Source organism: Streptomyces sp. NPDC058001, from assembly GCF_042886315.1.
Taxonomy (GTDB): Bacteria; Actinomycetota; Actinomycetes; order Streptomycetales; family Streptomycetaceae; genus Streptomyces.
The window spans coordinates 181646-196026 of record NZ_JBHVQT010000016.1 but is presented as its reverse complement, the minus strand read 5'-3'; the positions used below and the strand labels follow the sequence as shown (position 1 = coordinate 196026).

Here is a 14381-nt window from a genome sequence, read left to right as displayed (position 1 = left end):
GTCAGCGCTTCTTCGGATATGCCCCGTGTACGGGACGGCCCGCCAGAGCTTCATCGACCTCGTACTGGAAGTGCTCGAAGTTGGTCAACGCGTACCAGCCGCACGGCTCGGTCCGCTCGTGGATGATCCGGTCGTTCTCGTCCACGTAGCCCTCGGTACTGGCGTCGTAAAAGCAGTGCTGCTTCAGCAGGTGTGCGGGGAGGAGGTCCTCATGGGCGACCGTACGGAAATACCCTTTGTGCCAGACCCAGTTCATGGTGAAGAACGGCGGCATCAGGAGCCGATCCGGCGTCAGCGTTGCGAGGTCGGGCTCAGGGGTGTCCGAGGGCATGTCATAGATGTAGGCAAGGATCCCCCCGGGGAAGCGGCCCTCCGGTCCGCTTTGCCCCATCTTCACGATGCGTCCGAATCGGTACGTGGAGTCCGCCACCTGGAGAACGAACACATCCCCCACTTCATGACTCCGACGCTGTCCCTTCATCTTCTGCAACGGCATATCTGTTCCTTCCGTCCACAAGGCGGCTTCGGGTCAGGCCAGGAAGATTCTGCCATAACGGAGAGCGGTGCCGTAAATTGACCGCTTGGGACTGATGGAGTTGATCTGCCCGATGGGGACTCCGTTCCTGCTACGGCTGAACCCGGACGCCCGAACATCTTCGATGAGCCCCTGTTCAATCGCCCGCGCCTGCCACTTCTTGAGCCCCGTCGCGCCCCGAACCTCAACCAACTTCGTAATCCCGTAATTCTTGGCTATGTGCTGGCCTTCACGCCGCGCAAGATTGTTCGTTATGCCCGCATAAATCTTGTTTCCATGCACGTCAAGTCCATGGTAGACGGAATAGCCCCCCTGATTGTTCTTGAGCCTCCACGCCTTGAGGAGAAGGGCTTTGGCACATGGCGCCAGCCCCAGAGCGTCCAACCAGTGCAACGGATTGAGTACGTATCCGTAGTTGTTGTCCGCTGGAAGGAGACCCAAAGGATCCGGGGAGGTGTATTGCGCCGTCTCCGGGTCGTAGTAGCGGTGGAAGTTGTAGTTCCAGCCGCTCTCCTCATCGGCGTACTGGCCAGGGAATCGTAGTGGACAGTTGGCGCCGTCGGATAACGATCCGGCATCCGTGCCCCACAGTGTGGTGCAGCTCCGCCAGGCAAAAGATCCGTCTTCCGAAACCAGTTCAGTGGGTGTGCCGACCTCATCGGCGATGATGGCATAGAAGCGTGCATCGAAATCTGCTTGGGTCGGTGTCCGCTCAAGTTGCCACAGGGGAGTGTGTGTATCGGGGAGATATTCCCAGGTACGGACTCCGAACTCGTCACCGACCTCTTCGACGAGGTTCTCGCCGTCCCATCCGAAACCGACTTCCTCGGCCACGGATCCGTCTTCGTGTAGGCGCTGCTTCGCGATGCGACGCCCCAGTGGGTCGTATCCGTAGCGCCAATGCTCACCGTGGGGGGTGTGCAGGTCCGTGAGCCTGTTCTCAGCGTTCCAGCGGTACGTCCATATCTTGCGAAGCCCGGACAGGGTTCGCTTGATGCGGCGGACGACGCGCCCTTGACGATCGTGCTCGTAGCGAGAGCCGTCCGCCCGGCGCACCAGCGTTCCACTGGTTTCCCGCTCACCGGTGCCTCGATCCGGTGCTTCGCCGATGGCCGCCGACGATACGTTGCCCGCTCTGTCGTAGGCATACCGCTCCCGCCACTCCGGGCCGTCGACCGAGGTGACCCGCTTGGCATCGTCCAACTCGTAGCGACGAACCCCCGTACCGAGCGCTTCGATCGCCGTGATGTGGCCGCCCCGTTCGTACTGATAGCGGCGCTGTTCCAGCGGCGTGGCATCAGGGACACCGGACAAGATGTCCTGCCCGGCGAGATAGTGACTCGGCTGCCAGTTCTGCCGCAGTTCGGCGGCGCCCCCAAGGCCGCGCCGTGTCTCACGGCCGGCGGTGTCGTAGGCGAAGTCCATGCTCCGACCGCCGGCACGCACGTTGGTGGGTCGACTCTCCGCGTCATACTCCCAGCGAGACACCACACCGGCCGGTGTGGTCCGTTCAGTGCGACGCCCCAATGCGTCGTAGACGGACCTGAGAGTCCTGCCGTTGACAGTCTCTGACGTGATACGGCCCAAACCGTCCCGTTCGATGACGACGTCGGCACTCGCGTTTCGCGCCCTCACGAGTTGGTTCGCGGCATCGTGACTGAAGGCGGTGACCGCGCCGTCCGAATACCGCTGTTCGACGACATTTCCCCGGTCGTCGTAGGCGAAGGCAACAGCTTCTCCGGCCTCACTGGCTCGCCGGGTCAACTGGCCGGCCGCGTCGTACGCGTATGTCTGGCCGACTCCGTTGAAGTCACGTTCCGCTGTGAGACGACCCGCCGGATCGAACTCGTACGTCCACGAAAGGTCCTGTGAGTTGGTGACGCTCAGAAGTCGTTGTTCGGTGTCGTAAGTGAAGCGGTGCACGGTGCCGTCCGGGTTGTACCGTGCGGCCGGGAGATCGAAGGGGCCGATGGTGTGAAGCGTCGTGCCGGTGGCAGGGTCATCGTGAGCGATCTCATTGCCCTCGGCGTCCCACTCCCAGGTCTCGCGGGCGCCGTCGGGCTCCTCCCGAAAGCTCGGCAGTCCCTCGACCGTCCAGCCCAGCCGGGTCCGGCCGCCCAGTGGGTCCACCATCTCCACGACTCGGCCGAACGCATCTCGCGAGCATGCGGTTGTGGCACCCAGCGCGTCCGTCAGCATGACTGGCAGACCGGCGGCGTCCGTGCCCAGGGAACGCGTGTGTCCCATCGGATCGGTATGCGACGCAAGGCGCCCGCCCGTGGTGTACGAATAGCGCGTCACCGCCCCGGTCGGGTCGACGGCCTCGACGAGATTTCCTTGCTCGTCGTAATACTGGGTCCACGTCGCGCCGTCGGGTTCGACCACCTGCTCGGGCAGCCCCAGCTCGTTGAAGACGGTGGTGGTGATGGAGCCGTCCGGCAGTGCCATTCCGACCAGGCGGCCGGCCTCGTCGTAGGAGAAATCGGTCCTCCGGTCCAGGGGATCGGTGTGAGAGAGCAGGTTGTCGTACCTGTCCCAGCTTCGGTGGGTGGTGTGCCCCAACGCATCGCTCTCGGACACGAGTTGGTACGCGTCATTGAAGCGATAGCGACTGACGTGGCCAAGGGAGTCAGTGACGGTAGTGGTGCGCGTTTCCTCGTCGTAGAGATAGGCGTAGTCGAGAATTCCGTCGATGCCCTGTCCATTGACACATCTGCCGACCGCATCGTACGAGTAGCGGTACCAACTACCGACGCGATCCTCCCAGCCGGTGATGCGACGTTGGGTGTCATACGTGAAACGCAGAGGCAGGTCCGCAGAGTTGACGATCGAGGCGAGGTTGCCGTGTTCGTCGTAGCCGTAACGCATCAGGAACGGCTCCGTGGAGTCGCTCCGCAGAGTCAGGCCGACTATGCGCCCTTCCTCGGAGAGAACACCGATCCGGTAGCCGCCATGGTGGACGACCTCGCTCGGCATCCCCTCTCCGTCGTAACTGACGTCGATCGAGTTGTCGTTGCGGTCGCTGATGCGTACCAGCGGAAGCTCGGACCGGGGATGACCGGGAACGGGCTTGAAGTGCAGGATCAACCCGGATTCGGGCCGCTGTACCGTGATCTCCTCACGATCCGTTCCGCTCCATTCCAGCGGCCAGCGGGGACCTTCGACGGGCAGTACGGTCAGATCGGGTTCGGGCACCGGATAGTGGAGAACCATCCCGTCTTCCGTGACGAGCCGAATACCCGACTCGTCCAGCAGGAGGCGCTGGTCCAGGGTGGAGGACCAACTCGGTCCGAAGTAGCGGCCTGAGCGCACACTCGTCCTGTGATGGCGCTCCAGGATGAGCGGCATCACGCCGGGGAGCGTGACGTCGGTCGCGGACATCACCATCTCTCCGGTGGCGACATCGATCGGGTCGCCGCAAGTGAAGAGCTTCTTGATGTTGCGGGCTCCCTGACGGCCAGCCTTTCCGAGACCCTTGGCGCCGAGGGCCATACCTTTCAGCCCTGTCTTGCCCAGGGCCCTGGCCCCCTTGGCCAGCTTCCCAAGGCTGGTGAACCCCTTCATCCCGGGTATGCAGTCAAGTGCCGCGAACGCCACATCCCACAACGTCGCCTGGCCATTGGCGTATTTCATCAACGTGTCCGCGAGGACCACCAGGGCCGCGATGAGGACGATCGCGCCGAGGATCGGGCCGCCGATGATCAGCGCGACGATGCCCAGGACGGCGACGACGACTTTGCAGACGGCGACGATGGTGTCCCAGTTGTCGGTGAACCAGTCGCCGACCTCCTCCCACCACTTCCGGTTGTGAATCCCGGCGTCCGACGCGTCGTCGAGTTTGTCCTTCGCCTCCCGCGCCGCGTCCTCCCGCATCTCGCGGGCGTCCCCGGCCATCTTCTTCGCCGCGTCCAGCGCGCTCGACGCCGAGGACACATCCGACTGCGCACTCGTACGGGCATCCTTCGCGCTCTGCGCGTCCCGGGTCGCCGCCTTCACCTTGTCCGGATCCGGCTTCGGGACGTCCTTGCCCCCGGTCGGGTCGTCCTTGTACTTGTCGGCTTCCTTGCCGGCCCGGTCCACCCAGGATTCGGCCGACGTCAGCTTGGACTGGGCGGAGGACAGGTCGGCCTGTGCCTCGCGGCCCTTGACCAGGGCCTTGTCCGCCAACGCCTGGGCGCGTTCCAGTTTCGGCCAGTACGCGGCGAGCGCGTCGCCCGCCATCTCGTACGACTTCTTCAACTTCCGCAGATTCTTCGGCACACCCGAGAACTCGTCCTGGAACGCTTTGGCGGACTTCCCCGCCCAGACCAGGACCGTGTCCTCCTCGGCCATCCCCTTGATCAGCCGCAGCGCCTCGGAGACGTCGTCCGCGAAATCGTGCAGCCCCTTCGCCAGCGTCCGCACCCGGTCCGGATCACCCGGCGTCGGATCCTTGTCCAGGTCCAGGACATGCCAATCCGTTGGCCGATATGCCGCCACCCCGCAACCCCCCGGTTCGCCGATCGACCGCCCATGGGAAGTCCCCTGCGCATCAACGAAGTTACTGGCGGTACACGCATCCGGTAAACACGGCTCGCGCCGACCTTGCCTCCCGGGCGGTGATCGGTACGTTCCCGGCACACCTTGCTGACAGTCCCGTGAAGTCCCGTGAAGCCGAAGGCTGCACCCCGCACCTGGAGCGGTTCGCGCCGCACGCTGCCCGACACCCGTACTCCTGCGAACAAGGTTTCTGCGGGACCTGCCAACAGCGGGTGGTCGAAGGTGACATCGACCACCGTGACAAGCTCCTCACCGGCATCGAACGCGGTGATTCCATGCTGATGTGTGTGTCGCGCGCGTACGGTGAGCGGCTGGTGCTGGATATGTGAGGACCCACGTCCCGATAGGCTGTTCGTATGACTACCGGGGTGCGCCGCAGGATGGGTGTCGAGGAGCGGCGGCAGCAGTTGATCGGGGTCGCCCTCGAACTGTTCAGCCACCGTTCGCCCGACGAGGTCTCCATCGACGAGATAGCCGCGGCGGCGGGCATCTCACGGCCGTTGGTGTATCACTACTTCCCCGGCAAGATGAGCCTGTACGAGGCGGCCCTGACGCGGGCGGCGAACGATCTGGCGGACCGGTTCCGTGAGCCGCACGAAGGTCCCCTGGGTACCCGGCTGTTGCGGGTGATGCGCCGCTTCTTCGACTTCGTCGACGAGCACGGGCCCGGGTTCTCGGCGCTGATGCGGGGCGGCCCCGCGGTCGGCTCGTCGGCGACCAACGCCCTCATCGACTCGGTGCGGCAGGCCGCGTATCTCCAGATCCTGGCGCATCTGGGGATCGACAAACCGCCCGCCCGGCTCGAACTCGTCGTACGGTCCTGGATCTCGCTCGTCGAGTCGACGGCGCTGATCTGGCTGGACGGCAGGCGCATTCCGCGCACCGAACTGGAGGCGCAGCTCGTCCACGACTTCGCGGCGCTGACCGCGGTGAGTTCCGCGTACGACGAGGAGATGGCGGGCATTTTCATGGCCGTCCTCGCCAAGGAACCGGTCGACGGCCCGTTCACCGAACTCGTGGGCCGACTGGTCGCGTTGGCACCCCGGCCGGCCTGAAACGCCAGGTGCCCCGAGCGGCCTGAGCCGCCCGGGGCACCCTTACCGGAGAGCGTGGGACCGTCCGGTCCCGCGGGTGCCCGAGCCGGTCACTGTTCCCGCCCCGGCTCCTGCGCCTGCTCCCGCGTCAGGGCCGGCTCCGGTTTCCCCGCCGCCCGGTGGCTGTCCTGAGCCCGCCGGTGGCGGATTCGGCGACCTGACGGTGGACACGGATGGTCTTGGCAGCATGGCCAAAGGAACAGCGCATGGCCTGGCGGTTGTTGGCGGATTCATCCTGTTCGGGCTTACTTGAGGGGCCGCGACCCCGTGAGGGACGCCGTGGTCAGATTTCGCATGAGATATCTGCCGCGCGGGTGCTGAATCGGATGGATTCCGTGCGGGCGCCGTCGTATACGTGATGGCGCCCGCGCGGTCCACGCCGGACGGCCGGAATTCATGAAGAGGAAGACAGGGGTAACGAATGGGCTTCTGGGGATCTTTGCTTCTCGTGAAGTCTGATGACCGGGTGAGCGCACGGCTTCCCGCGGTCGCAGACTCGGACGAGTCTATTTTTCTGGAGGCCGATGAGGGGTGGCGGGTATGGACCGTCGAGCGCGAGGATCCGATCTCCGAGGATGAACTGTCCGCGCTGGTCGAGCGAACACGGGCCCCCGTTCTCTGTGCGTATGTGATGGACAGTGACTGTGCGGTGATCGAAGCTCTCGGCGTCCGGACCGGTTTCTGGCGGACGTGCCTGGGAAGAGAAGCGATGGCCGCCTACATGGCGGAAAGCGACGCAGACTTCGAGGCATGGTTTGCGCCGGCCGAGCAATCCACGCGATCAGCGTTGGGCTGGGCAGCGGATGCGGGGTGCGATCCGTCCGAGACCACGTTGTCGGAGGTGTTGACCGCCTCGCCGGCTCCCTTCGTGGAGCCGATCTTCCTTGACCTGCTGAAAGGCATGGGGATCCGTCCCAGTTCCCATTCGTAGTGCTTGCCAGGCTCTTCCGGCCAACGCCCATTGAGTGAGATCGATTCCTCGCGCCCGTGCGAGGCGGCCCTTTCTCAGTCGTATTTCAATCCGTCGTGAACACCGCTACCGTCCTGCCGGGCACGGCGAACGTGCCGCTCCCCCGGTCGTACGACGCCGACTTCACGACCTGGTCGGCACCGGACGCCTGCACGGGATGCAGCCCGTACCGCTCCCCTGCCGCCCCCGGCACCGTCTGCGTGTGCCGCTCCGGCGTCGCGTTGAAGACGACCACGAGCGAACCGAGCCGCATGGTGATGACACCGGGTGTCTCGTCCGTGCCGGACAGCGGGAAGGACAGCGCGTCCTTCACCTCGCCGGCCGTCCGCAACCCGAACGCCTGCTCCGTGGTGCGGATCCGCAGCAGATCGCGGTACGCGGCCGACGTGCCCTCGATGTCACGGCAGCCGGCAGCCGGGACCCCTGTCAACAGGGGCTTGGCGTAAGGCCACTTGGAACTGTTGTCGGCGGCCGGGGGCAGCCCGCGCCCGAAGCCGTTGCCGTCCCGGCAGTCCCAGTGGATCGCGTTGAACCAGTCGCCGCTGTCGTACGAGTTGCGGTCCAGGGACTTGGAGCGCAGCAGGTCCGTGCCCGCCTGGGAGAGCGCCGGGCCCTGCGACAGGGCGGCCGTGCCCAGCGCGACGACCTGCATCCGTGCCCGGTCGGCCGCGCTCACCGTCACCGGCAGCTTGTACGCGAGCGCGTCGTACAGCGACTCGTTGTCGTGGGCGTCGGCATAGGCGAGGGCGTCGCCGGGCGCGTCCGCGTATCCGGCCGGGGCGCCGTTGTAGTCGACCTCGGCGCCCGTGACCGTACGCCCGCTCGTGTCAGTGAAGGCGTACGACGCGAGGTTGCCCGTCAGGCCGACCTTGATGAGGTCCTGGTAGTGCAGGAGCCGGGCCTTCTGTTCGGCGCGGGTGCCGTTCGCGGGTGAGGTGTTGGGGTCGGTGTAGAGGCCGGAGGCGAAGCCCTGGACGCGCGGGTCGTCGTCGAAGGGTCCGCCGCCGCGTACCGCGTCCCGGGCCCGGTCCGAGAAGGTGGCGATGCCCGTGCCGGCCATGTTCTTCTGGGTGGCCTGCGGGAAGCGGGCGTCGTCGGCGATCTCGCCGAAGTTCCAACCCTCGCCGTACAGCACGATCTTCTTGCCGTCCACGCCGTCCTTCGCGAGGGTCAGCGCGTCCAGGGCCTCGCGTACGGCCAGGATGTTCGCCTTCGGGTGGTGGCCCATGAGGTCGAAGCGGAAGCCATCGACCTTGTACTCCTTCGCCCAGGTCACCAGCGAGTCCACGACGAGTTTGCCCATCATGGCGTGCTCGGGCGCGGTGTTGGCGCAGCACGTCGAGGTGGCGACGGTGCCGTCGTCAAGGAGCCGCTGATAGTAGCCGGGCACGATCCGGTCCAGGACGGAGGTATTGGCCTGGCCGCTCGCGGCGGTGTGGTTGTAGACCACGTCCATCACGACCCGCAGCCCGTCCTCGTTGAGCCCCCGCACCATCTCCCGGAACTCGACCGTGCGGCGCGTCCCGTCGGGATCGGTCGCGTACGAGCCCTCGGGGACGGTGAAGTGGTACGGGTCGTAGCCCCAGTTGTACGCGTCCTTCGCGGCGGTCTTCGCGACGCACTCCTGCTGCTTCTCGGAGTCGGCGGGGAAGGAGGCCAGGTCGCAGTCGGGGCGGGCCTGGTCCGCGGCGCGCTCGGGGATCGTCGCGATGTCGAACGCGGGCAGCAGATGCACGTACGAGGTACCGGACTTCGCCAGGTCCCGCAGATGCTTCGAGCCCTTGCTGTCCTTGTCGGTGAACGCGAGATAGGTGCCCGGGGCTTTGGCCGTGCGGTCGCCGATCGAGAAGTCCCGGATGTGGAGTTCCTGGATCTGCGCGTCCCGCAGCGGCACGGCGGCGGGCTTCTTCAGGGTGCGCCAGCCCTTCGGCGCGAGCTTCGGATCGGCGAGGTCGACCACCAGGCTGCGCGCGGAATCGGCGGTGAGGGCGGTCGCGTACGGGTCGGTGACCAGGTTGGTCACCAGCTTGCGCACGGTCGGCGCCCAGACGGTCACCCGGTAGCGGTACGGCTTGCCGGACCAGCTCGGGGGCCCGGTGACCGACCAGACGCCGGTGCGGTCGTCGCGGCGCATCGGCACCGTGCGGCCGTCCAGGTCGAGGGCGACCTCGTGGGCGGTGGGCGCCCACACGGACAGTGTGGGCCGTCCGGCACGGAACACCGGTCCGAGGTCGGCCTTCGTCGCGGCGGATCCGTACACGGCGTCGAGAACACCGGGAATCTGTACGCCGGTCGCCGCGAGCAGAGCGCCGTTGGCCGCGCGCTGAGTGGCGATGAGCTGGCCGCGCAGGGAGTCCGTGATCCGGTCGCGGTCCCTCGGGTCGACGGTGAAGGCCGGGTACTCCTTCAGGTGCGGGTAGGCCGCCTTCTGGGCGTCGGTGAGGGCGCCCGGGTTCAGGCGCAGCCAGTGGCCCTCGTCGGACAGGGCGCCGTCCTTGACCGTGATGCCGCCTTCGGGCGCGTACACGAGCTGCTGGCTGGTGGCCTCGGTGGACTTGACCTTCCAGACGACGGTGTCCCGGTCGATCCACTGCGCCTCGGCCTTGCCCAGGTCGAGATCGGGCGCGCCGCCGGTGCTCGGCAGCAGGTACTTCGGCTGACCGGCGAGCATCCACACCTCGTGCCCGTAGGTCGCGAGATCGAGGGACTGGTCGCTGGGGAGGTCCTTCTCGTCGCCCTTGTGAAGGATGTAGCTCAGCGAGGTGGCGCCTTCGGTGAGCGGGACCTCGAAGGTGACGCCGTACGCGTCCTTCCTCACGGGCTGGAGCGGCTTGGTCCAGTCGGTGGGGTTCGCGGCACCGGTCCAGGTGTGCAGGCCCCAGCCGTCGTAGTCGCCGCCGGGCCGCTGGTAGTGCAGGACGGCCTTGCCCTTGTCCTGCGGCGGATAGACCCCGTCGGGCCGGGTCTCGGCCTGCGCGTCCTTGCCCTGCTCGATCCACACCTCACCGGTCTTGGCGAGGTCGACCGTCCGCTGCGGTCCTTCGGCGGTGCCGCCCTTCTCCACGGTGTACGCGAAGTCCGTTGCGTCGTCGTCGAGTTTGACCCAGGCGAAGGCTCCGTAGGCATCGCGTCCGGTGAACTCGGCTGTCTTTCCTGCCGACTTGAGCTGCCAGCCGTCGAAGTCGCCGTCGGCGCGCCGGTAGTGGACCACGGTGTAGTCGCGTTCCACGGCGCTCGGCCTCTCCGGCGCGGGCGGCTGTCCGGCCGTCGTGTCCGCCCGGTCACTCGCCGTCCGCCCGGCACTGTCCACCACGACCGCCTTGTACCGCAGCGCGGTCCCGGCCCGCACACTCTCCGGTACGTACTGCGTGATGCGGTACGGGGCGTGGTCCACCGAACCGAGGGTGCGCCAGGGTCCGTTGCCGGTCTGCGCGGCGAACACGACCCGGTTCAGTCCGCCGCCGTCGATGTCGGCGGACAGCTCGACGGTGCCGGTGGCACCGGCGGCCGGGGCCTTGAGGGTGATCGCGGGCTTGGCGGCGGGGGCGCCCAGCGGCTTCGCCGCCTTGAGCACGACGGACGACAGCGCGGGCACGGTCACGGTGACGTTCTTGCCGCTGTCGCTGCGCACGGTGCCCGAACCGCCGTACAGGGTACGGAAGTCGGTGGTGGCGGAACCGGTCGGGATCCGCACCGTCTTCGCGCTCGTCGCGTTGTTGACGGCGACGACGTACTCGACCTGCTTACGTGCGTCGGTGCGCGAGAAGGCGTACACCGAGTCCTGGGCGTACCGCTCGGTCTGCGCACCGTCCGCGAGCGCCGGATTGTCCTTGCGGAGCTGGGAGAGCGCGGCGATGTCCCGGTAGAGCGGGGCCTTGGTGTCGTACGCGTCACTCGCGTGGGTGCGGTCGGTGCCGAGCTGGTCGTCGTCCAGATAGTCGGGGACCTGCGACGCGAACAGGGTCTGGCGGGCGTCCTTGTCGCCGCCGGCACCGGTGAAGCCCTGCTCGTCGCCGTAGTAGATCACCGGGTTGCCCCGGCCGAAGAACATCAGCTCATGGGCGAGCCGGTCCCGCTTCAACAGCTCGGCGTCGTCGGCCTTCGGGTTGTCCTGCTTGAGGAAGGTGCCGATACGGCCCATGTCGTGGTTGCCGAGGAACGTCACCTGCTCATAGGCGTTCGCCTTGTCGGTGGCGTACCGGTAGTCGTCGGCGAAGACCTTCCCGAGGCGTTCGGCTCCGGCGCCCTGTGAGGCGTAGGCGCGGGCCGCGTCCTGGAAGGGGAAGTCGAGGGTCGAGTCGAGGCGCCCGCGCGTCACATACGGCGAGGTGATCGCGGTGTCGGCGGAGTACACCTCCCCGAACATGAAGAAGTCGTCGCGGCCCTGGCGCTCCGCGTAGGCGTCGAGTGTGGTGGCCCACTGGGTCCAGAAGTCCAGGTCGACATGTTTGACGGTGTCGATACGGAAGCCGTCGATGTCGAAGTCGCGGACCCACTTCTCATAGATCTTTTCCATGCCCCTGACAACTTCGGGGCGCTCGGTCCACAGGTCGTCCAGGCCACTGAAGTCGCCGTACTCGGCGCTCTCGCCCGCGAAGGTCGAGTCACCCCGGTTGTGATACATCGCCGGGTCGTTCAGCCACGCCGGCACCTTCTTCTCACCGGTGCGGACGACGGGCGTGTACGGGAAGGAGTCCGCGTCGACCTTCGGCACACCGTCGCGGTCGTCGAAGGGGCGGCCCTGGGTGTCGAGATACGGGTAGGCGCCCTTGGGACGGTAGCCGTACTTCTTCTCGGCGTAGTCGACGGTGTCGGCGGTGTGGTTGGTGATGACGTCGAAGAAGACCTTCATGCCCTTGCCGTGGGCCTTGTCGATCAGCTTCGTCAGATCGGCGTTGGTACCGAAGTGCGGGTCGACCTGCGTGAAGTCGGTGATCCAGTACCCGTGATAACCGGCCGAGGCGTCCTTCCCCTCCCCCTGCACCGGCTTGTTCTTGAAGATCGGGGCCAACCAGATCGCGGTGGTGCCGAGGCCCTTGATGTAGTCGAGCCGCTGCGTCAGCCCCTTGAGGTCGCCGCCCTGGTAGAACCCCTTGTCGGTGGGGTCGAACCCGGTCGCGAGCCGCGAACCGGTCAGCCCGCCCCGGTCGTTGCCGGTATCCCCGTTGGCGAACCGGTCGGGCGGCACGAAGTAGAACTGTTCCCGGGTGAGGTCGTGGCGGGCGGGGGTCCCGGCGAGCTTTCCGTCCGACGGGGGCGGGGGTGGGGGTGCCGCTGACGCGGTGGGCAGGGGTACGAGTACCGCGAGCAGGGCCGCCGCGGCGGCCGTGGCTGTTCTTCGTAGGCGAGCGGGCACGGCGATCTCCTTCGAGAGGGCTGTGGCTGAGTGCCGCTGAGTGGGCCGTTCGGTGCGCCGGCGCTCCGCGCCGGTTGTTCACCGCCCGCCCGCCCCATTTGGGGGCGGGCGGGCGGGGAGAACCATCGCGCCGCAGGCGCGATGCAGGATCAGGCGGAGGCGGTGGACCACCACACCGTGGTGTCAGGCGCCAACTCCGCGAAGCCGTCCGCCAGGACAACGGCCCCCTCGGCACTGGCAAGCACCACATCCCCATACACAGGCACCCGTACGACGGAGTCGCCGGTGTTGGAGGTGCAGACGAATCCCGCACCCCCGCTCTCCCGGCGGAAGGCCAGAACATCGGCGGGCGCGTCGAGCCACACCACGGAGTCCCCGGCCCCCAGCGCCGCGTGCGAACGCCGCACGGCGAACGCCGCCCGGTACAGCTCAAGCGTCGACCCCTCGACCCCCGTCTGGGCCTGCACGCTCAGCTCCCCCCACCCCTCGGGCTGCGGCAGCCAGGACCCGCCGCCCCCGAACCCGTACGAGGAACCGTCGACCGTCCACGGAATCGGCACCCGGCAGCCGTCGCGGAAGCCGTCCTGTCCGGCCGCGCGGAAGAAAGACGGGTCCTGACGGACCTCGTCGGGCAGGTCGACCACATCGGGCAGGCCGAGTTCCTCACCCTGGTAGACATACGCCGAGCCGGGCAGCGCCAGCATGAGGAGGGTCGCGGCACGGGCGCGGCGCAGGCCGAGGTCCCGGTCGCCCGCCGTACGGATCTGCGTACCGAGTCCGGGCGGGTTGGCGAAGCGGGTCGCGTGCCGGGTGACGTCGTGGTTGGACAGCACCCAGGTCGCCGGGGCGCCGACCGGGCGCATCGAGTCGAGGGAGCGGTCGATGACATCGCGCAGCTCGGCGGCCCCCCAAGCGGCGCTCAGATACTGGAAGTTGAACGCCTGGTGGAGTTCGTCGGGCCGGACGTACAGCGCGGTGCGTTCGACGGTCGGGGTCCATGCCTCGGCGACGAAGATGCGCTCGCCCGCGTACTCGTCGAGAATGCCGCGCCAGGCGCGGTAGATGGCGTGGACGCCGTCCTGGTCGAAGAACGGCATGACGTCGTTGCCGAGCAGCCGGACCTGGTCGTGGGAGCCGAGGTCGGGCAGTCCCGGCGCCTTGACCAGGCCGTGGGCGACATCGATTCGGAAGCCGTCGACGCCCATGTCGAGCCAGAACCGCAGGATCGAGCGGAACTCGTCACCGACGGCCGGGTGGTCCCAGTTGAAGTCGGGCTGCTCGGGCGCGAACAGGTGCAGATACCAGTCGCCGGGGGTGCCGTCCGGGTCGGTGGTACGGGTCCAGGCGGGGCCGCCGAAGATGGACTCCCAGTCGTTGGGCGGGAGTTCACCGTCCGCGCCGCGTCCGGGACGGAAGTGGTAGCGCTCACGCAGCGGCGACGCGGGGCCTTCGGCGAGGGCCCGCCTGAACCACTCGTACTGGTCCGAGGAGTGGTTGGGCACCAGGTCGACGATGATGCGCAGGTCCAGCGCGTGCGCGTCACGGATGAGGGCGTCGGCGTCCAGGAGGTTGCCGAACATGGGGTCCACGGCACGGTAGTCGGCGACGTCGTAGCCGCCGTCCGCCTGCGGTGAGGCGTAGAAAGGGCTGAGCCAGACGGCGTCGACACCGAGGTCGCGCAGATAAGGGAGCCGGGAGCGAACGCCCTCCAGGTCACCCATGCCGTCGGCGTTGCTGTCGGCGAAGCTGCGTGGATAGACCTGGTAGATCACCGCGTCGCGCCACCAGTCGGGGCCGGTGGCGGCGGCGAGGGTCGAGGTCTGCGGCTGGTCGGCAGTGTGCTGACTCATGACGTCCTTGCTGCGTAAGGGGATTGCGTAAGGAAGG

6 protein-coding genes and 1 pseudogene are annotated in these 14381 nt (G+C 67.3%); 3 read left to right on the top strand and 4 right to left on the bottom strand.

Annotation, left to right across the window (positions count from 1 at the left end; genetic code table 11):
- Window position 1: 1 nt before the first annotated feature.
- On the bottom strand, window positions 2-496 hold the full coding sequence (locus tag ACFVT5_RS35600; protein WP_389896795.1) for an immunity 26/phosphotriesterase HocA family protein: 495 nt from the start codon (window positions 494-496) through the stop codon (window positions 2-4).
- 33 nt (window positions 497-529) lie between these two features.
- Complete coding sequence (locus ACFVT5_RS35595; RefSeq protein WP_389896792.1) at window positions 530-5014, bottom strand: DUF6531 domain-containing protein; 4485 nt, start codon at window positions 5012-5014, stop codon at window positions 530-532.
- 209 nt (window positions 5015-5223) lie between these two features.
- On the opposite strand from ACFVT5_RS35595, the pseudogene ACFVT5_RS35590 reads away from it, so the two are divergent.
- The 3 genes and pseudogenes from ACFVT5_RS35590 to ACFVT5_RS35580 all read left to right on the top strand — a co-directional run.
- Window positions 5224-5403: pseudogene (locus ACFVT5_RS35590) on the top strand (2Fe-2S iron-sulfur cluster-binding protein); the annotation flags it as partial.
- Between the two features lie 27 nt (window positions 5404-5430).
- Window positions 5431-6129 carry a TetR/AcrR family transcriptional regulator gene (locus tag ACFVT5_RS35585; RefSeq protein WP_389896789.1) on the top strand — a complete coding sequence of 233 codons (699 nt, stop codon included), beginning with the start codon at window positions 5431-5433 and terminating at the stop codon, window positions 6127-6129.
- A 487-nt stretch (window positions 6130-6616) separates the two neighbouring features.
- Window positions 6617-7099 (top strand): hypothetical protein, encoded by a 483-nt coding sequence (locus tag ACFVT5_RS35580; protein WP_389896787.1) that lies wholly within the window; start codon window positions 6617-6619, stop codon window positions 7097-7099.
- An 85-nt stretch (window positions 7100-7184) separates the two neighbouring features.
- Here the strand turns inward: ACFVT5_RS35580 and pulA are convergent, their stop codons facing one another.
- Both pulA and ACFVT5_RS35570 read right to left on the bottom strand, forming a co-directional pair.
- Window positions 7185-12494, bottom strand: coding sequence for a pullulanase-type alpha-1,6-glucosidase (gene pulA / locus ACFVT5_RS35575; RefSeq protein WP_389896785.1), 5310 nt, complete (start codon window positions 12492-12494; stop codon window positions 7185-7187).
- 149 nt (window positions 12495-12643) lie between these two features.
- Window positions 12644-14344: a glycoside hydrolase family 13 protein gene (locus tag ACFVT5_RS35570; protein WP_389896782.1), complete on the bottom strand. Its 1701-nt coding sequence runs from the start codon at window positions 14342-14344 to the stop codon at window positions 12644-12646.
- Window positions 14345-14381 lie beyond the last annotated feature (37 nt).